20 protein-coding genes and 3 tRNA genes are annotated in these 23,295 nt (G+C 72.2%); 16 read left to right on the forward strand and 7 right to left on the reverse strand.

The window, feature by feature from the left end; translation table 11 throughout:
- The first annotated feature begins 22 nt into the window (after positions 1 to 22).
- Positions 23 to 1,606, forward strand: coding sequence for a citramalate synthase (cimA, locus tag CLT68_RS12880; RefSeq protein ID WP_099851113.1), 1,584 nt, complete (start codon positions 23 to 25; stop codon positions 1,604 to 1,606).
- A gap of 39 nt (positions 1,607 to 1,645) precedes the next feature.
- Here cimA and CLT68_RS12885 read toward each other — a convergent pair whose 3' ends face one another.
- Positions 1,646 to 2,653: an endonuclease/exonuclease/phosphatase family protein gene (locus tag CLT68_RS12885; protein WP_099851116.1), complete on the reverse strand. Its 1,008-nt coding sequence runs from the start codon at positions 2,651 to 2,653 to the stop codon at positions 1,646 to 1,648.
- A 339-nt stretch (positions 2,654 to 2,992) separates the two neighbouring features.
- Here CLT68_RS12885 and CLT68_RS12890 point away from each other — a divergent pair, with 339 nt between their 5' ends.
- The 7 genes from CLT68_RS12890 (at position 2,993) to arfB (ending at position 8,572) form a co-directional block, all read left to right on the forward strand.
- The gene (locus CLT68_RS12890) at positions 2,993 to 3,502 is read left to right on the forward strand and encodes a hypothetical protein (RefSeq protein WP_099851118.1); all 510 of its coding nucleotides are present in this window, start codon (positions 2,993 to 2,995) and stop codon (positions 3,500 to 3,502) included.
- A 276-nt stretch (positions 3,503 to 3,778) separates the two neighbouring features.
- Complete coding sequence (locus CLT68_RS12895; RefSeq protein WP_099851120.1) at positions 3,779 to 4,822, forward strand: AAA family ATPase; 1,044 nt, start codon at positions 3,779 to 3,781, stop codon at positions 4,820 to 4,822.
- Positions 4,819 to 5,838, forward strand: coding sequence for a DUF58 domain-containing protein (locus CLT68_RS12900; RefSeq protein WP_099851122.1), 1,020 nt, complete (start codon positions 4,819 to 4,821; stop codon positions 5,836 to 5,838). The genes CLT68_RS12895 and CLT68_RS12900 overlap by 4 nt, the downstream gene beginning before the upstream one ends.
- The gene (locus CLT68_RS12905; RefSeq protein ID WP_099851124.1) at positions 5,835 to 6,794 is read left to right on the forward strand and encodes a VWA domain-containing protein; all 960 of its coding nucleotides are present in this window, start codon (positions 5,835 to 5,837) and stop codon (positions 6,792 to 6,794) included. The genes CLT68_RS12900 and CLT68_RS12905 overlap by 4 nt, the downstream gene beginning before the upstream one ends.
- A 38-nt stretch (positions 6,795 to 6,832) precedes the next feature.
- Positions 6,833 to 7,705, forward strand: coding sequence for a S1C family serine protease (locus tag CLT68_RS12910; protein ID WP_088946565.1), 873 nt, complete (start codon positions 6,833 to 6,835; stop codon positions 7,703 to 7,705).
- 110 nt (positions 7,706 to 7,815) lie between these two features.
- On the forward strand, positions 7,816 to 8,112 hold the full coding sequence (locus tag CLT68_RS12915; RefSeq protein WP_088946566.1) for a hypothetical protein: 297 nt from the start codon (positions 7,816 to 7,818) through the stop codon (positions 8,110 to 8,112).
- Positions 8,113 to 8,146: 34 nt separating this feature from the next.
- A complete protein-coding gene (arfB, locus tag CLT68_RS12920) occupies positions 8,147 to 8,572 on the forward strand; it encodes an alternative ribosome rescue aminoacyl-tRNA hydrolase ArfB (RefSeq protein WP_099851126.1) in 426 nt (141 codons plus the stop codon).
- Positions 8,573 to 8,585: 13 nt separating this feature from the next.
- On the opposite strand, the gene CLT68_RS12925 is transcribed toward arfB, so the two are convergent.
- Positions 8,586 to 9,452: a 3-methyladenine DNA glycosylase gene (locus CLT68_RS12925; RefSeq protein ID WP_099851128.1), complete on the reverse strand. Its 867-nt coding sequence runs from the start codon at positions 9,450 to 9,452 to the stop codon at positions 8,586 to 8,588.
- A gap of 34 nt (positions 9,453 to 9,486) precedes the next feature.
- Positions 9,487 to 10,962 carry a hypothetical protein gene (locus tag CLT68_RS12930; protein ID WP_099851129.1) on the reverse strand — a complete coding sequence of 492 codons (1,476 nt, stop codon included), beginning with the start codon at positions 10,960 to 10,962 and terminating at the stop codon, positions 9,487 to 9,489.
- Positions 10,963 to 11,134: 172 nt separating this feature from the next.
- On the opposite strand from CLT68_RS12930, the gene CLT68_RS12935 reads away from it, so the two are divergent.
- From CLT68_RS12935 to CLT68_RS12950, 4 genes are all read left to right on the forward strand, one after another.
- The gene (locus tag CLT68_RS12935) at positions 11,135 to 11,938 is read left to right on the forward strand and encodes a fumarylacetoacetate hydrolase family protein (RefSeq protein WP_099851131.1); all 804 of its coding nucleotides are present in this window, start codon (positions 11,135 to 11,137) and stop codon (positions 11,936 to 11,938) included.
- Positions 11,939 to 12,047: 109 nt separating this feature from the next.
- Positions 12,048 to 12,119 (forward strand) — tRNA-Gln (locus tag CLT68_RS12940).
- A 135-nt stretch (positions 12,120 to 12,254) separates the two neighbouring features.
- Positions 12,255 to 12,327: transfer RNA gene (locus CLT68_RS12945), tRNA-Glu, on the forward strand.
- A 174-nt stretch (positions 12,328 to 12,501) separates the two neighbouring features.
- Positions 12,502 to 12,574, forward strand: a tRNA-Glu gene (locus CLT68_RS12950).
- A gap of 191 nt (positions 12,575 to 12,765) precedes the next feature.
- Here CLT68_RS12950 and CLT68_RS12955 read toward each other — a convergent pair.
- A complete protein-coding gene (locus CLT68_RS12955; RefSeq protein ID WP_007456408.1) occupies positions 12,766 to 13,452 on the reverse strand; it encodes an IclR family transcriptional regulator in 687 nt (228 codons plus the stop codon).
- A 49-nt stretch (positions 13,453 to 13,501) separates the two neighbouring features.
- Between CLT68_RS12955 and leuC the strand changes: the two genes are divergently transcribed.
- The 4 genes from leuC to CLT68_RS12975 all read left to right on the forward strand — a co-directional run bounded on the left by leuC (position 13,502) and on the right by CLT68_RS12975 (position 18,495).
- Positions 13,502 to 14,947, forward strand: coding sequence for a 3-isopropylmalate dehydratase large subunit (gene leuC, locus CLT68_RS12960; protein ID WP_088946571.1), 1,446 nt, complete (start codon positions 13,502 to 13,504; stop codon positions 14,945 to 14,947).
- A 14-nt stretch (positions 14,948 to 14,961) separates the two neighbouring features.
- Entirely contained in the window at positions 14,962 to 15,549 is a 588-nt protein-coding gene (leuD, locus tag CLT68_RS12965; RefSeq protein ID WP_088946572.1) for a 3-isopropylmalate dehydratase small subunit, read from the forward strand.
- A gap of 172 nt (positions 15,550 to 15,721) precedes the next feature.
- Complete coding sequence (locus tag CLT68_RS12970; RefSeq protein ID WP_199177042.1) at positions 15,722 to 16,426, forward strand: HU family DNA-binding protein; 705 nt, start codon at positions 15,722 to 15,724, stop codon at positions 16,424 to 16,426.
- Positions 16,427 to 16,566: 140 nt separating this feature from the next.
- The gene (locus CLT68_RS12975) at positions 16,567 to 18,495 is read left to right on the forward strand and encodes an endonuclease/exonuclease/phosphatase family protein (RefSeq protein WP_099851134.1); all 1,929 of its coding nucleotides are present in this window, start codon (positions 16,567 to 16,569) and stop codon (positions 18,493 to 18,495) included.
- Between the two features lie 6 nt (positions 18,496 to 18,501).
- Here the strand turns inward: CLT68_RS12975 and CLT68_RS12980 are convergent, their stop codons facing one another.
- The 3 genes from CLT68_RS12980 to CLT68_RS12990 are packed head-to-tail and all read right to left on the reverse strand — an operon-like array spanning position 18,502 to position 23,267.
- Entirely contained in the window at positions 18,502 to 19,380 is an 879-nt protein-coding gene (locus tag CLT68_RS12980) for an NUDIX hydrolase (protein ID WP_088946575.1), read from the reverse strand.
- Entirely contained in the window at positions 19,368 to 20,888 is a 1,521-nt protein-coding gene (locus CLT68_RS12985) for a CYTH and CHAD domain-containing protein (protein ID WP_099851136.1), read from the reverse strand. The genes CLT68_RS12980 and CLT68_RS12985 overlap by 13 nt, the downstream gene beginning before the upstream one ends.
- Before the next feature lie 24 nt (positions 20,889 to 20,912).
- Entirely contained in the window at positions 20,913 to 23,267 is a 2,355-nt protein-coding gene (locus CLT68_RS12990; RefSeq protein WP_099851137.1) for an RNA degradosome polyphosphate kinase, read from the reverse strand.
- Between the last annotated feature and the right edge of the window lie 28 nt (positions 23,268 to 23,295).

Genomic DNA, 23,295 nt, shown 5'->3' on the forward strand with positions numbered 1-23,295 from the left:
GTTGCTCCGAGAAAGGATCCTGATGACGTTCCAGGTCTTCGACACGACGTTGCGCGACGGCGCCCAACGCGAAGGGCTCACCTACTCGGTGGTCGACAAGCTGGCCGTGGCCCGGCTGCTCGACGAGTTCGGAGTCGGCTTCATCGAGGGCGGTTGGCCGGGCGCGGTGCCCAAGGACACCGAGTTCTTCCGCCGGGCGCGCACCGAACTGGACCTGCGGCACGCCGTCCTGGTCGCGTTCGGCGCCACCCGCAAGGCCGGTGTCGCGGTCGCCGACGACCCCCAGGTCCGTGCCCTGCTGGACGCGCAGACGCCGGCGGTGGCGCTGGTCGCCAAGGCCGACAGCCGGCACGTCGAGCGAGCGTTGCGCACCACCGGCGCGGAGAACCTGGCGATGATCAACGACACTGTCAGCCACCTCGTCCGCGAGGGCCGACGGGTCTTCGTCGACGGTGAGCACTTCTTCGACGGCTACCGGCACGATCCCGCGTACGGCGCGGCGGTGGTGCAGACCGCGCTGGCCGCCGGCGCCGAGCGGATGGTGCTCTGCGACACCAACGGCGGCATGCTGCCGTCCCAGGTGACCGCCGTGATCGCTGACCTGACCGGCAGGCTGGGGGTCGACGCCGCGCTGCTCGGCATGCACGCCCAGAACGACACCTCCTGCGCGGTGGCCAACACGATCGCCGCCGTGGAGGCGGGTGTCCGCCACGTCCAGGGCACCGCCAACGGGTACGGCGAACGCCCCGGCAACGCCGACATCTTCGCGGTCGTCGCCAACCTCCAACTCAAGCTGGGCATGCCCGTCCTACCGGAGGGCTGCCTGGCACAGATGGTGCGGGTCTCGCACGCCATCGCCGAGATCGCCAACATCGCCCCCGACACCCACCAGGCGTACGCCGGGGCTGCTGCCTTCGCTCACAAGGCGGGGCTGCACGCGAGTGCGATCAAGGTCGACCCGCTGCTCTACAACCACGTGGACCCGTCGGTGGTGGGCAACGACATGCGGATCCTGATCACCGAGATGGCCGGCCGGGCCAGCGTCGAGCTCAAGAGTCGTGAGCTCGGCCTGGACCTGGCCGGCAGTCCGGAGGCGCTGACCCGGGTCACCAATCGGGTCAAGGAACTGGAGGCGGGTGGCTGGTCCTTCGAGGCCGCGGACGCTTCCTTCGAGTTGCTGGTCCGCTCCGAGTTGCCGGAGGGCAGCCCGGCCCGACCGTTCACTCTGGAGTCGTACCGGGTGCTGGTCGAGCACCGCGAGGACGGCGCGGTGGTCTCCGAGGCGACCGTCAAGATCCGGGTACGCGGTGAGCGGGTGATCGCCACCGCCGAGGGCAACGGCCCGGTAAACGCGCTCGACGAGGCGCTGCGGGTGGGGTTGGCCCGGCACTACCCGCAGCTGCGCGACTTCGAGCTGGCCGACTACAAGGTGCGCATCCTGGAGGGCAGCCACGGCACCGGCGCGGTGACCCGGGTGCTGCTGGAAACCGCCAACGGCACTGGCCGGGACTGGACCACTGTCGGTGTGCACCCCAACGTTGTCGAAGCGAGCTGGCACGCCCTGGTCGACGCCCTCACCTACGGCCTGGCCCCCACCACGGTCTAACCCCCCACCCCAGCGCTGCACGTGGGGCAGCGCTGGGGGTTACCGGGTTGGGAGGGTGACGGTGGCTAGGACGGGGCGGTGGTCGCTGCCGGGTAGGGCGAGCACCTTCACCGACCGGACCGCGATGCGCCGGTCGACGAGCACGTGGTCGATGGTGACCGGTGGGATGAGGTCCCCGTCGTACGGGCCCCAGGTGCCGGTCAGGCCCATTCCGGTGGCGTCGGCGGCGTCGACGTAACCGGTGCTCAGCAGGGCCCGCAGAGGGCTGTGGTCGAGGGTGGCGTTGAAGTCGCCGGCGAGGATCTGCAGGCCGTCGTCCGGGGTGGCCGGTGGTTGACCCTTCAGGTCGGCACGCCAGGCGCCCACCTGGTCCACCGCGTACGGCGCCGAGGGGTGGGCCGACTCCACGCGGACCGGGGGCGCGTCGGGGATGGCTATCGTGCCGTACGCCTGGGTGAAGCCCCAGCCGCCGAGGTTGCGCCGCAGGCCGACGTCGGTGAGCGGCCACCGCGAGTAGAGCCCGGAGCCGGGTGTGCCGATCTCCGGGTTGAGCTGCCGGTGCGGCAGCAGCCCGTCGAGGCCGAACCGTTCCAGGGCCGCCTGCGCGTCCGGGGTGAACTCCTGCACGGTGAGCACATCCACCTCGTGGCGCCGGACCAGCTCGACCAGGGTCCGCGCGTCGCCGGCGCCGACGAGCAGGTTGGCGGTGAGCAGGCGGACGGTCGGCCCGGCCACCGTCGGCTGCGCGGAGGCCAACGCCCGGGGTGCCACGGCACCGAGCAGTGCCACCGCCGCCACTGCCGCGAGGGCCGCCGGCCACCAGCGCCGCAGGGCGAGGGCGAGGGCCAGGGGCAGCACGCTGAAGCCCGCGACGTACGGCGTGAAGGCGAGCGCCTGCACCAGCGGCCCCCGGTCCAGGCCGATCAGTCGGAGGGCGGCCCAGAGGGCTGTCGGGGCGACCAACAGCCAGCAGACCGCTGTGCGGAGCCGAGCGCTTCGGTGCCACCCCGGCGTGGGAGTGGGCTTTGACGGAGCGTCGACGATCATGGCGCTGATCCTAGTTCAGAAGACCGAAGCAATTTCGTGAATGGTGACGCGCTCATCTTTCACAATTATCTGACGGCTGATTGACAGCTCGACAAAGTGAGATCAACTATTGACTCCCGGCTTTTTCCGGTGCTACGTTCCATCTGGCCTAAACGACGCAACTCTGAGTAGTAATCCCAGCTCAGACGGGTTAGAGGTCGTTGAGAAATCAACCTCACTGGGTGCAGGAGAAACAACTTGCCCCCGCCCTGCCGTCGTCGTGTCGCCTATTTGAGGGCAGTCATCCGTCCCGCCCCGCGGGTCGGCCGAATTCGCACGGTCACACAAGGGGGACCTGTCATGAGCACATCTTTCCGACGTAAGGCGGCAGCGGTCACGTTCGCCGTCCTGGGGCTCAGCCTGGCTGGTGGGGGCATCGCTATCGCCCAGCCGTCGGCGAAGGCACCGCAGGAGGCTGTCCAGCCGGCGGCCCGCGGCACGAACTCCCAGCCGCCGGTCACCGCCGAGTCGGCCCGGATGGCAAAGGCCGCGCTGAAGTCTGGTGCGGCCACCACGCTGGCCGCCAGCACCAGCGTCGTCGTCGTCAACTCCAACGGCACCAAGGCACGCGGTGTCGGCACCGTCATCAAGTACGGCGTCGGCCAGTACGAGGTCCAGTTCGGTTACACCGTCACGTCGGGCGTCTTCGTGGCCACCGTCGGCCGGGCTGACGCCTGCTGCATCCCGCCGGCCGGCGAGATCTCGGTCGCGCCCCGGCTCAGCACGCCCAACGGGGTCTTCGTGCAGACCCGCAACTCGGCCGGCACCCCGACCGACCTGGGCTTCCACCTGGTCGTCCACCTCCCCTGATCGACCGACGTCCGGCCCCTGCGCCTCGTGCGCGGGGGCCGGACCGTGTCCGCGGCGAGGCCCGGCCGTCCCAGATCGGGCAGCCCGACTCCGGCTCTGCTCCACTCGGTCTCCCGCAGGGTCCGGTTTCCGTGATCCCGAGTCGATCGGCCGTCGCCGAGTGCCTCGTGCCGGTCTTCACCCGTTCGCGCGGCTCATCCCCGTTCGGGCCACCCCGGGCTGGTCCGGCCCGCACAATCCGACGTTTGCCGGGCACGTGCCCGGGAAGCAAGCACCGTGACGGACATCTCGGACACCCTGGCCAGCATGCCCAGCTCGGTCGATCCCGAGCCGACGGGCGCCGAGCTGGAACAGACCCTCTTCGAGGTCAAACGCGTGATCGTCGGGCAGGATCGCCTCGTCGAACGCCTGCTCACCGCACTGGTCGCCAACGGGCACTGTCTCCTGGAGGGGGTGCCCGGCGTGGCCAAGACACTGGCCGCCCAGACCCTCGCCACAGTGGTCGGCGGCAGCTTCTCGCGGATCCAGTTCACTCCGGACCTGGTCCCCTCCGACATCGTCGGCACCCGGATCTACCGGGCCTCCAAGGAGACCTTCGACATCGAGCTCGGCCCGATCATGGCCAACCTGGTGCTGGCCGACGAGATCAACCGTGCCCCGGCGAAGGTCCAGTCGGCGCTGCTGGAGGCGATGGCCGAACGGCAGGTCTCGATCGGCGGGCGGAGCTGGCCGGTCCCGGAGCCCTTCCTGGTGCTGGCAACCCAGAACCCGATCGAGTCGGAGGGGGTCTACCAGCTCCCGGAGGCGCAGCGCGACCGGTTCCTGATGAAGGTGGTTGTCGACTACCCCAGCGACGCCGACGAACTGGCCATCCTCTACCGGATGAGCACCGACCGGCCGAGCCCACGGCGGGTGCTCGACGCCCAACGGCTGCGGGACCTCCAGATCCACGCCGAGAGGGTCTTCGTCCACCACGCGCTTGCCGAGTACGTGGTGCGGCTGATCCTCGCCACCCGGGACCCGGGCCGGTTCGGGCTGCCGGAGATCGCACCACTGCTGGCGTACGGGGCCAGTCCGCGGGCCACCCTGGGCCTGGTCGCGGCCGCCCGGGCGCAGGCCCTGCTGCGGGGACGGGAGTACGTGCTGCCCGAGGACGTCCGTGAACTCGCCGTCGACGTCCTCGCCCACCGGCTGGTGCTCTCCTTCGACGCGGTGGCCGACGGGGTGTCGGCCGAGAGTGTGGTGCGCCGACTGGTCGAGGCGGTGCCACCGCCTCGGCTGGCCAGCCCACAGCAGACGCCGGATCTGGCGGCGGCATGAGACGCGTGCAGGTGGCACCCGCCGCCGCGCCGGCAGACCCCGGCCTGGCCGAGCTGGCCCCCGACCAGCGGTTGCGCCGCCTGGAGCTGACCGTCACGCGCCGACTGAACGGCCTGCTGCACGGCCAGTACCGCGGCCTGCTGCCCGGACCGGGCAGTGAACCAGCCGGCAGCCGCGAGTACCGGCCGGGCGAGGACGAGGTACGCCGGATGGACTGGGCGGTGACGGCCCGTACCGCCGTACCGCACGTCCGGCAGGTCGACGCCGACCGTGAGCTGACCACCTGGCTGTTGGTCGACGGCAGCGCCAGCATGGAGTTCGGCACCGCCGAGCTGGACAAGCGGGAGTTGGCGGTGGCCGCCGTCGCGGCGGTCGGGTTCCTGACCGCGGGCGTCGGCAACCGCCTCGGCGCCCAGGTGCTGCGCGCGGACGGGGTACGCCGCTTCCCCGCCCGCGCCGGACGTACCCATCTGCTTGCTCTGCTCCGCGCGCTGCTCGCCGCCCCTCGTGCCGCCGCGCCCGGGTCGGAGGCCGGGGGACAACCCCGCCCGCCGGATCTGGCCGACGGGCTCGACGCGCTGCACCGGATCGCCAACCGGCGGGGACTGGTCGTGGTGGTGTCCGACTTCCTCGACGGGCTGCCCGACGACCCCGACAGGCAGGCGCCCTGGGAACGGACGCTGCGCCGGCTGACCGCCCGGCACCAGGTGCTGGCGATCGAGGTGACCGACCCGCGTGAGCTGGAGTTGCCGGACGTCGGCCTGATCACGCTGATGGACCCGGAGACCGGGCGTTGCCGTGAGGTGTGCACATCGGACCGTCGGTTGCGGGAGCGGTACGCCGAGGCCGCCGCCGCCCAACGCGATCAGGTCCGCCAGGCCTTGCGCCGCAGCGGGGTCACCCACCTGCCGTTGCGCACCGACGGGGACTGGAGCGCGGACATCGTCCGGCACGTCCACGCCCAACGTCGGCTGGCCGCCGCGCCGGCCGGCCACCGACGGGGAGGTGTCGCGTGATCTGGCAGTCGCCACTGCGACTCTGGCTGCTGCTCGGCGTGCTCGCCCTGGTCGTCGCGTATCTGGTCGTGCAGCGCCGACGCAGCCGCTACGCGGTCCGCTTCACCAACCTGCGGTTGCTGGACCGGGTTGCCCCCGAGCGGCCCGCCTGGCGCCGGCACGTGCCGGCCGGGCTCTTCCTGGCCATGCTGGCGCTGCTCGTGGTGGGGTTCGCCCGACCCAGCGCCGAGGTCCGGGTGCCCCGGGAACGCGCCACGGTGATGGTGGCGGTGGACGTGTCCACGTCGATGCTCGCCACCGACGTGGAACCGGACCGGTTGACCGCCGCGAAGCAGGCGGCCCGGCGCTTCGTCGAGGGCCTGCCCGACGAGTTCAACGTGGGGCTCGTCGCCTTCGCGGGCAGCGCCGCCGTGCTGGTGCCGCCCGGCACCGACCGGGGTGCCCTCGACGAGGGGATCGACCGGCTCGCCGAAGGAATCACCGGGGTGCAGGGCACCGCGATCGGCGAGGCCATCAACACCTCGCTCGGCGCGGTCAAGAGCCTGGACAGCGAGGCCGCGAAGGAGACGCCGCCGGCCCGGATCATCCTGCTCTCCGACGGCGCCAACACCTCCGGGATGGACCCGATGGAATCGGCGGCGGAAGCGGTGACGGCCGAGGTGCCGGTGCACGCCATCTCGTTCGGCACACCGTCCGGATTCGTGGACCGTGGCGGACGGCCCATCCAGGTGCCTGTCGACGGGCAGACGCTCAAGGCGGTCGCCGAGGAGACCGGCGGCATGTTCCACGAGGCCAGCACCACCGACGAGCTGCGAGCCGTCTACGACGACATCGGCAGCTCGGTCGGATACCGCACCGAGCGGCAGGACGTCTCGGCCCGGTTCATCGGCCTCGGACTGGTGTTCGCGATGGGTGCCGCCGCCGGCTCGATGCGCTGGTTCTCCCGGCTGCCCTGATCGCCGCGCACGACCGACGTCGACCGTGAGGAGTACGCATGGCAGTGCAGACCGGACTGGGCGAACCGCGCGGTCCCTGGTTCATCTCGCCGGAACTCGACCCGGACGGGCGCGGGTGGTGGGACCCACCCGAGCGGGAACCGGGCGGGCGACAGCCTGGGCGGCTGCTCGCCGTGCTGGCCGTGGTGGCGGTCTCCGCGGTCTCCGGTGCTCTCGCCGGTGGCGTGGTGGCCAGCCGGGACGGGGCTGGGGGTCCGGCAGCGGCGTCCGCCGCCCCGGTGCCGGCCGAGCTGGTCACGGCGGCGGAGCGGACCGTACCCGGGGTGGTGTCGGTGCTGGCCGGCGGCGGCGCGACCGGCGGGTCCACGACCAGCGGGTCCGCGACCGGTTCGGGCTTCGCCGTCGACGACCAGCAGCACCTCATCACCAACGACCACATCCTGGCCAAGGGGGGCGGTGGGCCGGTGACAGTGGAGCTGCCCGACGGCCGCCGGTTCGCCGCCGAGGTGGTCGGACGGGAGCCGCGCAGCGACCTGGCCGTGCTGAAGGTGCCGGCATCGGCCGGGCTCACCCCGTTGCCCCTGGCCAAGCCGGGAGCGACCCGGGTCGGTGAGCCGGTCCTAGCCGTCGGTTCGCCGCTCGGCCTGGCCGGGACGGTCACCGCAGGCATCGTCAGCGCGTTGGACCGCGAGGTGCGGCTGGGCAACAACCGGCACACCGCGGTGCAGACCGACGCCTCCATCAACCCTGGCAACTCCGGTGGGCCCCTCGTCAACGCCCGCGGGGAGGTGGTCGGGGTGAACACCGCCATCGCCACCATCGACGGAAACGGATCGATCGGCATCGGCTTCGCCATCCCGATCGACCAGGTGCAGCAGACCGCCGACACGATCATCGGCAAGGGTGGCTGAGCTGCCCGGACGGCCTCGCGGCGGGCGGCGGCAGCGCGGCCACTGTCAGATATCCGGCGGGACAGCATCGGGCCATGGAAATATTACGGTCGGTATGGATACTGGCGGAGGTGGAGAGTCCCCTTCTTGCGGTCCTCCTGCTGGTGGGCCTGGTCATTGGATGTGCAGTGGGGTCGGCGTACGCCCGGGCACGACGCGGGTGGAACGATTACCAGACCGTCAAGAAATCGGTGCCGGGCGCCCGTCGAGGCGCCTGGACACTCGTCCGTGGGCTCGTCGTGAAGGCCGCGGTGATCGCGCTGCTGCTCTTCGGCGCGGTGGCGTACGCGGCGGTCGGCGCCGACGAGGAAACCGCCGGGCCGACGCCCAGCCAGTCCCCGCCGCAGAGTGAGCGTCCGCACCGATGACCCCCGGCGGGTCGTCGCGGGTTAGCCTCGGGGCGTGGACGACGGACTGCGGGTGACCGACCGGTGGGTCGTCCCCGCCGGGGAGCTGCGGGAGCGCTTCTCCCGCTCGTCCGGGCCGGGTGGGCAGGGAGTGAACACCGCGGACTCCCGGGTCGAGCTGAGCTACGACCTGGCCAACTCGCCGGCCGTGCCCGAGTGGCTGCGGTCGCGGGCCCTGGCCCGGCTGGCCAACCGCCTGGTCGACGGGGTGCTGACGATCGCCGCCAGTGAGCACCGGGCCCAACTGGCCAACCGGGAGGCGGCCCGCGAACGGATGACCGCCCTGCTGCGGGAGGCCGCCGCACCCCCACCGCCGGCCCGGCGAGCGACCCGCCCGTCGCGGGGGGCCAAGGAACGCCGGCTGGCTGAGAAGAAGCGCCAGTCCCAGCGCAAACGCGACCGCCGCGCCGACGACGACTGACCGGTCGACCGGCTCAGGCCGGGACGGCGGCGAGCAACCGGTCGCGCAGCACGGCGGCCCGGTCGGCGAACCCACGTTGCGCCACCGCGTACTCCGCCCGACCCTCCGGCGTCTCCACCCGCACCGGCGGACAGCCCAGCGCCGCCAGGTCGTACGGGCTGGCCCGCATGTCCAGCGTGCGGATCTCCCGGGCCAGCTCGAACGTGTCGGCCACCAGTTCCGAGGTGACCAGCGGGGACAGCTTGTACGCCCACTTGTAGAGATCCATGTTGGCGTGCAGGCAGCCCGGCTGTTCGAGTGCGTGCTGCGTCTCCCGGGTCGGGGTGAGCAGGTTCAACTGTCGAGCCGGCGGCGTGAAGAACCGGAACGCGTCGAAGTGGCTGCACCGCACGCCGCGCTCCTCGACGACCGCGGCGGTCCGCTCCGGGGTCAGCCGCAGCGGCCAGGCGTTGTGCCGCAGCTCCTCACGGGTCTGCCGGTAGACCATCGCCCACTCGTGCATCCCGAAGCAGCCGAAGTGCGGGGCCCGCCCGGCGGTGGCCGCCAGCAGGGAGCGGATCCAGGTGATCGACTCGCCGCGCCGCGCGCGTACCGCATCGGTGTCGAGGGTGACCCCGGCCGTGGTGGCACGGTAGTCCCGGCCGAACTCGGCCGGGTCGGCGTCGCGCAGCTCGACCCCGGCCCCCGGGTGCCAGCGACGTAGCTGGGCCGGGCGGTGCGAGTAGTAGGTGAACAGGAAGTCGGCCACCGGATGCCGCTCACCACGCCGTCGGCGGGCCAGGTGCGGCGTCAGCCAGACGTCCAAGCGCTCCTCGTGGGCCCGTCGGCGGGCCTGCCACTGCGCCACGTCGAGCACGGCGGGGGCGAGGGCGGCGGTCACGCACCCCAGGGTACGACCGCCGCCCGCACACCGGTCAGGGCATGTGCACCCGGACGCCGGCGGAGAACACCCCGCTGCGCAGCTCCAGCTGCTGGGGCGGGTCCCGCCCGTCGACGGTGAAGACCAGCGGGAGCACCATCCGGGTGCCGGCAGCCATCGGGTCGGCGAAGATGTCCCGACCCAGGTTGGCCGCCCGGGTGGCCGGCTCGTCGGTGCTCACCCAGCGCCCGCCGGGCAGGTACGCCCGTTGCAGCTGACCGTGCCAGGGCTGCTGGTCCCCGGTGACGTTGCGCACACCCACGGTGGCCTGGCAGCGTCGACCGTTGGCCGGTGCCGCACCACCGCCGTCGGTCTTCGCGGCAGAGCCGGGCGCACCACACGACATCCGGTACACGGTGAACTCGAACGCCGACTCACGCAGCGGCACACCCACCGGTCCGGTCACACCGCTACCCATCCACGCGCCGCTGGTCGGCTGCTTCTGCGTGTCGATCTGCGAGACCTGCCGGGTCGCCGTCCAGCCGGCGGTGCCGACGACACCGGCCAGCACCACGACGGCGGCACCCACCAACAACCAGACCGGCGGGGTACGCCGACGATTCGCCGGCCTCGGGGCTGCCGGACGCGGATAGATCGTCCCGCGATCACCCTCCGGCCCGCCGCTGGTGGCCAGTGCGGCAGCCGTCACCCGACGCCCGCGCCGACGTCGCCACACCCACAGCAGCGCGGCGCTGACCAGCAGCAGGACCGCCAGGCCGGCGAGCAGCACCGGGTACCGCCGCCAGGGCGGCGCCTCGGTGACCTCGGCCGCCGGTGCTCCCGCCGCCTTCCAGGTGGCCGTCGCGCAGTCGTACGGCCGGCTGCCGTCACTGGTGAACGCGCAGGCCGGCGCGGTCAGCGGCTGGCCCGGCGCGGTCGCGGCGAGCGCGGTGCCCAGCGTGGTGCTGCTGTGCGCCGGCAGCCGCAACCGCCAGGTCACCTCCGTGCTGGACCCGCCGGCGCTGGTGGACCGGCCGCCGGCGCTGATCGCGGTCGGCGACGAGCCGGCCGGCAGCTCCTGACGCACAGTGGTGTCCACCGGCGCGTTGCCCACGTTGCGCACCTGGATCCGGTACCTCGGTGCCGGGCTGCTCTCCGGCGCGACCGCCACCGTGACCTGTTGCGGGGGCGCCGACGCCGGGGCCCGGGAGGGTGGTGCCACCGCCGGTGGCGCCGAGGGCGGGGTGGGCTCGGTCAGCCACGCGACCACCGCGACCGGCGGCTGCGTGACGGTCGGCCCGGCGGTCTCCGCGGGTGGCCGCGCGGCGCCCGGTCGTGGCGTCGCGGCGACTGGCGGCGCCGCAGCCGACGACTGTGGCGTCGCGGTCGCTGGTTGTGGCGTGGCGGCCGGTGGTCGTGGCGTGGCCGCCGCCTCCGGGGCCGCCGACGGCAGGGCCGGCACGGCGGCGAGGATGCCGAGGCAGTGTACGAACACTGCGAGGGCTCTGTGGTGTCGTGTCGATGCAGGCATACGAACGAACCTCCGGAGCCGACGGTAGGGGCGATCTGCCTCCGTGCGGGTACGAAGTCGGGAAGACCGCCCCGCTCACCTCCTGCTCCGATAGGGTGCCGCGCTGACGTGTTGCGCACACCGCACGGCCGGTCCTGGCCGGTGGAGGTGTCGGCGGGGCTAGATTGGCCGGGTGCGTATCGCTCGTTTCGCCCATGCCAAGGGAATGTCGTTCGGTGCCGTCGAAGGCGAAGCGGAGGCCGGGCCGCAGGGCCTGACCATCGCCGAGATCGAGGGCCACCCGTTCGGCAAACTCTCCTTCAGTGGGGCCCGTTGGGCCCTTTCCGACGTTCGGCTGCTCTCGCCGATCCTGCCCAGCAAGGTCGTCTGTGTCGGCCGCAACTACGCCGACCACGCCGCCGAGCTCGGCAACGACGTGCCCAAGGAGCCGCTGCTCTTCCTCAAGCCGTCCACCTCGGTGATCGGCCCCCGCGACGCCATCCGACTGCCGATCTTCTCCAAGCAGGTCGAGCACGAGGCGGAACTCGCGGTCGTGATCGGGGCGCCGGGGGCGCGCCGCGCCGACCGGGCCGCCGCCGAACGCGCCATCTTCGGCTACACCTGCGCCAACGACGTCACCGCGCGGGACCTCCAGCGCTCGGACGGGCAGTGGACCCGGGCCAAGGGCTTCGACTCGTTCTGCCCGATCGGTCCGTGGATCACCACCGGTCTGGACGTCTCCGACGTAGAGATCCGCTGTGAGGTGGGTCGCAACCCGGAGGAGATGGAGGTACGCCAGCTCGGCCGGACCAAGGACATGGTCTTCGACGTGGCGGGCCTGGTGTCGTACATCTCGCACGTGATGACTCTGCTGCCCGGAGACGTCGTTCTCACCGGCACTCCGGCCGGGGTTAGCCCGCTTGTCGAGGGGGATACGGTCACCGTGCGGATCGAGGGCATCGGCGAGCTCACCAACCCGGTGGTTCCCGTCGCCTGATCCGTCCGATGCCCCTGTTTTCGCAGCTCACGAGTGGTTCGGGGGGATCGGATTTGGCCAGTCGGCACCGGGAGGGTAAAGTTCACTCCCGGCGCCGCCAAGGTGCCAATGGGGTATGGGGTAATTGGCAGCCCGACTGATTCTGGTTCAGTTAGTCTAGGTTCGAGTCCTGGTACCCCAGCGCTGCTGGAATTCGCGAGAGTTCCAGACGCTGGATTCTGACGGAGTTCGACTCCGCCCCTTCGGGGGCGGAGAGTGGTCTTCGGTAGAGTGCAGCTCCTCCGCCCGCACGGGTGGGGGAGCAAAAGCTAGTTCTGGCCCCGTCGTCTAGTGGCCCAGGACGCCGCCCTCTCAAGGCGGTAGCGCCGGTTCGAATCCGGTCGGGGCTACATTGTGCACAGCCCGTCTCACCTGGTGAGGCGGGCTGTTTTGTTGTCCGCTTTGTGGTCCGCGCCGGCCCGCTGTGCGCCCTCTGGGCGCCCGCACCCCGCGATCACGCCGGCGCGACGGTGCCGCTAGACTACAGCCGTGCCGCCCGCGAGGGCGGTGAACGGAAAAGTTCTGGCCCCGTCGTCTAGTGGCCCAGGACGCCGCCCTCTCAAGGCGGTAGCGCCGGTTCGAATCCGGTCGGGGCTACAACACCCAAAGCCCGTCCCGCCAATGGCAGGACGGGCTTTCCCGCACCCCACCCCGGCCCCGGGCCGCCTCCACCCCCACCCCCACCTCGGTGATCAAGAGCTTTGCGTCACCGCTTCCGGCGTGTCTTGACGCAAACTTCTTGATCACCCGGGCTGGGCGGGAGGGGGCGGGGGCAGGGGTGGGTGGGGTTAGAGGCCGGAGAGGCGTTGGCCGGCTCTCACCACTGCCATGGCGTGGCGTTCGCCGGGGCGGCGGCCCAGGCGCTCTATCGGGCCGGAGATGCTCACCGAGGCGATCACGCGGCCGGTGCGGTCACGGATCGGCGCGGAGACGCTCGCCACACCGGCCTCCCGCTCGGCGACGCTCTGCGCCCAGCCACGACGGCGTACCTCGGCAAGGGTCCGGCCGGTGAACTTGCTGCGCGGCAGCAACGGCATCACCGCCTCCGGCGGCTCCCAGGCGAGCAGGATCTGGGCCGCGGAGCCGGCCGTCATCGGCAGCACCGAGCCGACCGGAACGGTGTCCCGCAGGCCGCTGGCGCGCTCCGCCGCCGCCACGCAGATCCGCTCGTCGGCGCGGCGCAGGTAGAGCTGTGCGCTCTCACCGGTGGCGTCGCGCAGGGCGGCCAGCAGTGGCTCGGCGGCGGTGAGCAGAACGTCCGGTGCGGCGTTGGCCAGCTCACCCAGCCGGGGGCCCGGTCGCCACCTGCCCTGGGTGTCGCGCACCAGCATCCGGTGAATCTCCAGGGCCTGTGCCAGCCGGTGCGCGGTGGCTCGGGGCAACTTGGTGCGTTCAACGAGTTCGGCCAGGCTGGCGCCGTCGACGCAGGCGGCCAGGATGACCACCGCCTTGTCGAGAACGCCGACACCGCTCATACTGTGTCCCACAAGCCGAAACTTACCTCCCAGAATTTAGGATGTCCAGATGGTGGGAGTCACTCCTGAGCCGAGGACCCTGGCCGAGAAGGTCTGGGACACGCACGTCGTACGGTCTGCCGCTGGTGAGCCGGACCTGCTCTTCATCGACCTGCACCTCCTGCACGAGGTGACCAGCCCGCAGGCGTTCGACGGGCTGCGGCTCGCCGGGCGCCGGGTGCGTCGTACCGACCTGACCCTCGCGACCGAGGACCACAACACCCCGACCGGGTACGCCGACCCGGCGTTCCGCCTCCGCCGTGGTGACCTGCTCACCATCGAGGACCCCACGTCGCGTACGCAGATCGAGACGCTGCGCCGCAACTGCGCCGAGTTCGGGGTGCGGCTGCACCCGCTCGGTGACGACAACCAGGGCATCGTGCACGTCATCGGCCCGCAGCTCGGTGTCACCCAGCCGGGCATGACGATCGTCTGCGGCGACTCGCACACCGCCACCCACGGCGCGTTCGGCGCGCTCGCCTTCGGCATCGGCACCAGCGAGGTGGAGCACGTGCTGGCCACCCAGACGCTGCCGCAGAGCCGGCCGAAGACGATGGCCGTGAACGTCACTGGCCGCCTCGCCCCCGGCGTCACCGCCAAGGACCTGGTGCTGGCGCTGATCACCCAGGTCGGCACCGGCGGTGGGCGCGGGCACATCGTCGAGTACCGCGGCGAGGCGATCCAGGCCCTCTCCATGGAGGGGCGGATGACCATCGCCAACATGTCCATCGAGTGGGGCGCCAAGGCCGGCATGATCGCGCCGGACGAGACCACCTTCGCGTACCTCAAGGGTCGGCCGAACGCGCCGCAGGGCGCGGACTGGGACGCGGCGCTGGCGTGGTGGCGGACGCTGCCCACCGACGAGGGCGCGCGCTTCGACGCCGAGGTGACCCTGGACGCCAGCCGGGTCACCCCGTTCGTCACCTGGGGCACCAACCCCGGCCAGGGGGCGCCGCTGAGCGCGCCGGTGCCGGACCCGGAGGAGTTCACCACCGACTCGGAGCGCGCCGCCGCGCGTCGCGCCCTGGAATACATGGACCTGCGCCCCGGCACCCCCCTGCGGGAGCTGCCCATCGACGTGGTCTTCGTGGGCTCCTGCACCAACGGTCGTCTGGAGGACCTGCGGGCCGCCGCCGACGTGCTGCGGGGGCACCAGGTCGCCGACGGCGTCCGGATGCTCGTGGTGCCCGGTTCCGCCGCAGTGCGGGAGGCCGCCGAGGTCGAGGGGCTGGACAAGGTCTTCACCGACGCCGGGGCCGAGTGGCGGTTCGCCGGCTGCTCCATGTGTCTGGGGATGAACCCCGACACGCTGAAGCCGGGCGAGCGCTCCGCGTCCACCTCGAACCGCAACTTCGAGGGCCGTCAGGGCCGGGGTGGGCGTACCCACCTGGTCTCCCCACCGGTCGCCGCCGCCACCGCCGTGGTCGGCCGGCTGGCAGCCCCCGCCGACCTGTAGAAGGGACCGAGGAGATGGACAAGTTCACCACCCACACCGGCACCGCCGTGCCGCTGCGTCGGTCCAACGTGGACACCGATCAGATCATCCCCGCCGTGTACCTCAAGCGGGTGACCCGAACGGGTTTCGCCGACGGGCTGTTCAACGCGTGGCGGGAAGATCCGGAATTCGTGCTCAACGATGACAGCTATTCCGGGGCGTCGATCCTCATCGCCGGCCCGGAGTTCGGCACCGGCTCCTCCCGGGAGCACGCCGTGTGGGCCCTGCGGGACTGGGGCTTCCGCGCGGTGGTGGCCCCGCGCTTCGGCGACATCTTCCGTGGCAACGCCCTCAAGGAAGGTCTGTTGCCGGTCGAGTTGGAATTGAAAGCCGTCGAAGAGTTGTGGGATCTGGTCGAGTCGGATCCGACCACCCCGGTGACCGTCGACCTGACCGCCCGCCAGCTCCGGGCGGGGGACGCCAGCTGGTCGTTCCCGCTGGACGACTTCAGCCGTTGGCGGCTGCTGGAGGGCCTGGACGACATTGGACTCACCCTTCGGCACGCCGCCGACATCGACTCCTACGAGGCGCGTCGACTGCCGTTCCTGCCCTCCGTGGCATAGCCGTACGCCCGCTCACACAGCGAATTCCACCCCCATCGGTCCAACCGGTGGGGGTGAATCCGTTACGACACAAGGGCTTTTTTCTACCGAATGTTTGTGTCTCGGCAGCACAGGGCATAACGTGCGCGCAGAATGGCTCGCGTCGAGTCAGTTGCACAATCGGGAGGAAGTCGTGAACAAGGCCGAGCTCATCGAGGCGCTCGCTGTTCGCCTGGGGGACCGGAAGATGGCGACGGCCGCGCTCGACGCGGTCCTCACCGAGGTCCAGGCGGCAGTCACCAAGGGCGAGAAGGTGGCGATCACCGGATTCGGAGCATTCGAAAAGCGTGTACGTGGCGCGCGAACAGCGCGCAACCCTCGTACCGGCGAGGCGGTGAAGGTCAAGAAGACGTCAGTCCCGACCTTCCGCCCTGGCGCCGGGTTCAAGGAGATGGTGGCCAGCGGCAAGGTGCCGAAGGCCACGGTGGCGACGAAGAAGGCCGCCACCAGCACCGCCACGGCCAAGGCGGCCGGCACCAAGGCAGCCGGCACCAAGGCGGCTGGCACCAAGGCTGCCGGCACGAAGGCGGCTGGCACCAAGGCGACCGCGGCCAAGACGGCCGCCAGCAAGAAGACCGCCCCGGCCAAGGCGAGCAAGAGCACCACGACGGCCAAGACGGCCGCCAGCAAGAAGACCGCCCCGGCCAAGGCGAGCAAGAGCACCACGGCGACCAAGACGGCCGCCAGCAAGAAGACCACCGCGGCGGCGAAGAAGACCACCGCGGTGACCAAGTCGACCGCGGCGAAGAAGACCACCGCGGCGGCGAGCAAGAGCGCGGCGGCCAAGAAGGCGCCGGCGAAGAAGGCTCCGGCCAAGAAGGCGGCCAGCAAGCGCTGACCGACCTGTTCCGAAAGGGCGTCCACCCGTGGGTGGGCGCCCTTTCGGCGTACGGGGACCGTTGACCCGCTCGCCTCGCTCGCGCAGAATCGCCGTGCCGGTCCCCCTCCGCCGGCCCGTCGACGCGAAATGGGGCGCCGGTGCGCTACCGCCAGCTCACCACCGGGACGCTCGCGCTGGGCGTCATCCTGCTCATCGACGTGCTGCGGGTCTGGCTGCCCGGCATCATCACCATCTTCGGCCAGGCGGCGTCCACGCCGGCCGAGCTGATGGGCGCGTTCGCCCTCGGCTGGTTCGTGCTCGCGCTGGGCGCACCCGCTGTGGTCCGCCGGGTCGGCGCCCGCCCCGTCACGGTCGTCGCCGCCGTTCTGCTCGCCGGCGCCCGGCTCGCGCTCACCGCAACACCCGGCGGGCGTACGCAGCTCTGGTTGGCCACCGCCGGGCTGCTCGCCGGGCTGGTCTGGCTGGTCGGCGTCGCCGCCGACACCGACCGCCCGGTTCCGGGGCTGGCGTTGGGTTTCGCTGTCAACGCGGCCCTGCACGCGGTGTTGGACACCGTCGACCTGGTGTGGCGGGGCGACTGGTTGGCCTGGCTGCTCAGCTCCGCCGCGGTCGTGCTGTTCGTGCTCGGGACGGCGCAGCCCGGCGCCCGTGCCGATGGCGTGACCGGTACCGGTGGGGTGCGGGCCTGGCTGCTGGCCGGGCCGGCGCTGCTGCTGGCCGCAATGGTGGCGCTCTCCCCGGCGCTGGCCCGGACCGGGATGTCGTACCTGGTGGCCGGGGACGGCGTGGCCCGTTCGCCGCTGTTCGGCCTGGCGCCGGTGCCGGTGGCGGTCGCCGGGTTCCTGTGTACCGCGTCGACCCGACCGCCCCGGGGGTGGAGCCGTGCGTACGGGCCGGTGGCGCTGCTGGCCGGCGCGGTGCTGTTCGCCCTCGACCGGGGTGACCTGCTCCTCCCGGCCATCCTGCTCGCGGCAGTCGGTCTCGGTGCCTGCCTCGCGCTGACCGACGACGCCAGCGGCCCGGACGGCGACACCAGCAACGCCAGCGACACCGCGAACGCCAGCAACGCCAGCGCCAGAGCGGCCCGCCGGGGGTACGCGGTGGCCGCCGGCATGCTCGTCTTCGCGCTGGGGGCGGTCGGGTACTACTCCGCCTACGACCTCGGTTACCCCAACGCGGCGGTGCCCGTGCTGGTGGCCGCGCTCGTCGCCGTCGTGGCGTTCGCCGCCCGTCCCGTCGTGCACCGGCTCCCCGGGCCGTTTCCGCCGCTACGGGCCGCCGCCGCAGTCACCGCGCTGGCCCTGCTGGCGCCGGTGCTCGCCGACGACATCCCGGTGGCCAGCAACCGGGACGGCCCGCCGGAGCGGCTGACCGTGGTGGCCTACAACATCCGGATGGGTTTCGGGCTGGACGGCCGGTTCGACCTGCCCGGCCTCACCGAGGTCGTCGAACGGCAACGACCCGACGTGGTGCTGCTCAGCGAGGTGGACCGCGCCTGGCTGCTCAACGGTGGGCACGACACCCTGGACCTGCTGGCGGGCCGGCTCGGTATGCCGTACGTCTTCGGGCCGGCCGCCGACCCGGTCTGGGGTGACGCGGTGCTCAGCCGTTGGCCGATGCGCGACCCGCGCAGCCTCCCGCTGCCGGCCGTCGGGGCGCCCACCGGTGCGCAGGCCCTCGCCGTCACGCTGGACCTGGGTGACGGTGTCCGTACCGCCGTGGTCAGCACCCACCTGCAACCGCCGCCAGGGCGGGGCCCTGTGGTGCAGGCCCGCGCGGTCGCGGACTTCGCCACCCGGTACGCGGCCGGCCGACCCCTGGTTGTCGCCGGCGACCTGAACACCGAGCCCGGCGACGAGGCGTACGCGCAGTTCACCGACGCGGGCCTGGCCGACGCGTTCGCGGCCGCCCGACCGCTGGCGACCAGCCCGGCGGACGACCCGCGCCAGCAGATCGACCACATCTTCGTCTCGCCCGGCCTGACTCCCGGCGGCCCGGTGGCGCCCCGCAGCACGGCCAGCGACCACCTGCCGGTCGCGGTGACCCTGACCCTCCCGCCCCGCTGAAACGCCCTACAGGCGGTCGACGGCCAACAGGCGGTCGGCGGTGAAGGCAAGCAGCCAACCGCCGCCCTTGGGCGTCGTGAAGTCCTCGTCGGTGCGGCCGGTGAGCTGCTCCAGGGCGCCCGGCAGCACCTTGCCCTGGCTGCACACCGCCACCTGCCCACCGGCGTTGGCCAACTCCAGCAGCCGGGCGGCGGTGGCCAGGATCTGCTCGTCGCTCTGCTGGCCGGGCTGGGGTTCGTCCAGGTCGCCGCAGATCTCGATCGGCAGGTCGAGCAGCGCCGCCGCCGGGTCCAGTGTCTGCACGCACCGTCGCGGTGACGCCGACACCAGCCGGGACGGCCGGATCAGGGCGACCAGGTCGGCCAGGGCGCTCGCCTGGGCCCGTCCCTCGGCGTCCAGGGGCCGCCCGACGTCCGGGCCGGACCAGGTGGCCCGCTTGCCTGCGTGCGCGTGCCGGACCAGCGCGACAGTCGCGGTCACCGGCGGCAGCGCGGCGAACGCCGCCAGGACCTCGGCGTCGTGCGGGTAGCTGACCAACCGGATCGCGTCGTCCACCGCGAGCCAGCGCATGTCGTCCACCTCGGTGTCCGGTTGGAAACCGCCGCTGGCCACAGCGAGCATCGACCAGTAGTCGACGAGCTTGGCCTGCCCCTCGCTGCGGTACCGCACCGACGGCAGCCGGACCTGCGGTACGCCCCGCACGTCGGACTCCTCGGCCACCTCACGGACCGCCGCTGCCAGCGCGTGCTCACCCGGCTCCAGCTTGCCCTTCGGCAGCGTCCAGTCGCCGTAGCGGGGGCGGTGCACCACACAGACGCGTACGCCGTCGGGGGTCGGCCGCCAGGCCACCCCGCCCGCCGCCCGGATGCCGATCACGGCAGCCAACTGGTCCGCCGTCGCCGGGTCGCCCGGTGCCAGGCGGCCGGAAGGAGGCCGCGCGTGCGGCGTACGGACCCGCGTTCCCGTTCGGCGAGCCGCCCGGCGGTGACCGCCAGCTCGTGGTCGTCCGGCCGCTCGGCGGCGATCTCCAGCCAGGTGTCCGCCGCGACTGCCGCATCCTGGTGCTCGCCGAGCACGTCCTGCACCCGGGCCAGGGCGCGGGACAGTCGACGCGCACCCTTGCCGACCGTCGGTGCCACGGCGTTGACCGCGTAACGGGCCTGTTTGGCCTCCTTGCGAACGGCGTGCCAACTGTCGTCCGGCGACTGTGCGTCGAGCCCGTCGACCCCGTCCGGCCCGGCCAGCCGCGCCCACGGCCGGGCCACCAGCGCGGGCAGCGCCTCACCCGCGGGCGCCGCCGCCCTGCGGGTCAGCCGGGGCGCGCGGGCGGCCAGCACCAGGGAATCCACCAGGGCCAGGTAACGCGCGGAGCGCAGCGCCTCGTCGATGGCGGCGTGCGCCGTCCGCTGCCGTTGGGCGAGCACCTCGTCCAGGCGGTCCACCGCGCCCTGGTCGAGCGGGCTGAGCGGGTCGGCGTCGGCGGTGCGGCGCAGCCGTGCGCGCAGCACCTCGGCATCGCGGGCCGCGCCGAGGACACCGGCCAGCCAGCGCAGCTCGTCACGCAGCGGACGGGACCAGGTCTTGCGGAGCAGCGGCCTGAAGGTGCGCAGGTCACTGCGCAGGCGTCGACAGGCGACCCGCATCTGGTGCACGGCGGTGTCGCCACCGGCGGCCGGGGCGCGCAGCCGGACCAGTGGGTCGTGCGCCAGCAGCCGGCGGATCTCCTTGCGGACCGCTTCGGTCACCACGTCGCCCGCGCTCGCCTCGGCGGGCAGCCCGGCCGGCGCGACCAGGTCCGGATCGGCCTGCGCCGTCTCGCCCAGCGCCCGTACGTGCTTCGGGGTGAACGACCCACCCCGGGCACCAGCCTCGCGCAGCACCGCGCCGATCCGGTCGAGCAGCTCGCTGTCGCCGGCCTTGCGTTCTGCCTCCACCTCGCGGAACGTGTCGGTGGTGGCGCCGGAGTCGTCCAGCACGGTCACCCGGTCGTCCACCACCTCGGCGAGCACCGTGCCGGCCTTGTCACACACCTCGTACGCGTGCCGCACCGTCCGCACCACGGTCACCGGGGCCAGCGGCGCCCTCCGGTGCAGGACGGTGACCAGCTCCACCAGCTCCGGTGGTGGCCGCCCCTTGGGCCCTGGACGGGAGATCTCGTGCCGGACACCCGGTGTCCCGGTCGGCAGTTTCACCGTCCAGGGCAGCTCGTCGCCCTTGCGGTGGCGCAGTGAGGCACCGGCGCGGGCCAGCCGCAGGTCGACGGTGTCGAGATAGCGGGCGACCAGCGTCACCGGTGGCAGCGCCCGGACCCGACCCCCGGCCGGGGCCGTGGCGGTCAGGTCCGGCAGCACGTAGGCGTCGTCCACCTCGTACTTCTGCTCCTCCTCGACCATCAGCTCAGCCTATGCGCTGATCGTTCAGCCGGCCGTGCCACCGACGCGGCGCAACAACAGTTCCTGCAGATGCACCCGGGCGTTGTCGTCGGCGCTGGTCCGTCGGGTCCAGCTGCCGTCGCCGGCCAGCTCGAACGCGTCCACGTCCGGGCTCATCGCGGCGGTCAGCACGTGGTCCAGCTCGGCCCGGGCGATCGGGTCGGTCACCTTCACCAGCGCCTCCACCCGACGGTCCAGGTTGCGGTGCATCAGGTCGGCCGAGCCCATCCAGAACTCCGCCTCGCCGTTGTTGCCGAACCGGAAGACCCGCGAGTGCTCCAGGAAACGGCCGAGGATCGAGCGGACGCGGATGTTCTCCGACAGCCCGGGCACCCCGGGACGCAGCGTGCACATGCCCCGGATGAGCAGGTCGACGTGGACGCCGGCCTGGGAGGCCCGGTACAGGGCGTCGGTCACCCCCTCGTCGACCAGGGAGTTGACCTTGAATTGGACCAGGCCGGGCATGCCCAGTCGGACGTGCGAGATCTCCCGCTCGATCCGCTCGATGAGGCCGGTGCGGATGCCCTGCGGGGCGACCAGCAACCGCCGGTAGGCGGTCTGCCGGCTGTAGCCAGTGAGGACGTTGAACAGGTCGGTGAGGTCGGCGCCGATCTCGGGGTCGGCGGTGAGCATCCCGAAGTCCTCGTAGAGTCGGGCGGTCTTCGGGTGGTAGTTGCCGGTGCCGATGTGGCAGTAACGGCGGATCTGGTTGCCCTCCTGGCGGACCACCAGCGCGGTCTTGCAGTGCGTCTTCAGGCCCACGAGGCCGTACACCACGTGGCAGCCGGCGCGTTCCAGCGTGCGGGCCCAGCCGATGTTGGCCACCTCGTCGAAGCGGGCCTTCACCTCCACCAGCACCACCACCTGCTTGCCGGCGGCGGCCGCGTCGACCAACGCGTCGACGATCGGGGAGTCGCCGCTGGTGCGGTAGAGGGTCTGCTTGATGGCCAGCACGTTCGGGTCGGCGGCGGCCTGCTCGATGAAGCGCTGCACGCTGGTCGCGAACGAGTGGTACGGGTGGTGCACCAGGATGTCCCCGTCGCGCAGTGTGGAGAAGACGCTGCGCGGCACCTCGCCCTCGGCGAGCCGGGGGTGGGTGGAGGGCACGAACGGCGGGTCCTTGAGGTCCGGCCGGTCGGCCTCGCCGTAGACCTGCCACAGCGCGGACAGATCCAGCAGTCCGGGCACCCGCAGTACGTCCTGGTCGTCCATGTCCAACTCGCGGACGAGCAGCTCCAGCACGTGGTCGGAGATGGACGCTGCCACCTCCAGACGGACCGGCGGACCGAACCGCCGTCGGGCCAGCTCCCGTTCCAGAGCCTGCAGCAGGTCCTCGTCGCGGTCCTCGTCGACCTCCACCTCGGCGTTACGGGTGACCCGGAACAGGTGGCACTCGACCACCTGCATGCCGCTGAACAACTGCCCCAGGTGCACCGAGATCAGGTCTTCCAGGGGCAGCATCCGCACGCCCGGCTGACCCCTGTCGACCCGGACGAAGCGGGGCACGTTGTTGGGCACCTTCACCCGCGCGAACAGCTCGGAACCGCCGTTCGGGTCGCGGACCGCCACCGCCAGGTTCAGCGAGCGCCCCGAGATGTACGGAAACGGGTGCGCCGGGTCGACCGCGAGCGGGGTCAGCACCGGGAAGATGTGCTCCCGGAAGTAGGTGCGCAGGCGTTCCCGCTCCGGATCGCCCAGCTCGCCCCAACGCAGGATGCGGATGCCCTCGTCGGCCAACTTGGGCAGCACGTCGTCGACGAAGCAGGCGGCGTGCCGGGCACCCAGTGCCGCGGTGCGCTCGGCGATCAGCTCCAACTGGGTACGCAGGGGCAGCCGGTCCCCGCCGCGCACCGGCAGGCCGGCGGAGAGGCGCCGCTTCAGCCCGGCGATCCGCACCATGTAGAACTCGTCCAGGTTGCTGGCGAAGATCGCCAGGAACTTGGCCCGTTCCAGCAGCGGGGTGCGCTGGTCCTCGGCCAGGGTGAGCACGCGGGCGTTGAAGTCGAGCCAGGAGAGCTCCCGGTTGAGGAACCGGTCCTCCGGCAGCGGCGCCGGCGGCTCGTCGTCCTCGTCATCGGCGCCGGTCGGTAGGTCGCCGGGCAGGACCTGGTGGACGCCACCGGCGGTCGGGCTGGCAGCCTCGACGCTCGGCGTGGGGTCGAGGACCTCGTCCAGCCCGGAGGAGGCGGCAGCCGGGTCGTCGGCGAGGGTGTCGGCGCGGGCGGCGCTGGCCCTCTCCGCGCGGGACGGGCGGAAGCGGCCGTCGGTGCCGCGTACGCGGGAACCGTTGCGGAGGTCGGTGGTGGGCGGGTGGGCCGGTTGCTCGCGAGGGGTGCTCACCCGCTCATAATCACCCGATTACGGTGAA

Source organism: Micromonospora sp. CNZ299 (genome assembly GCF_002754415.1).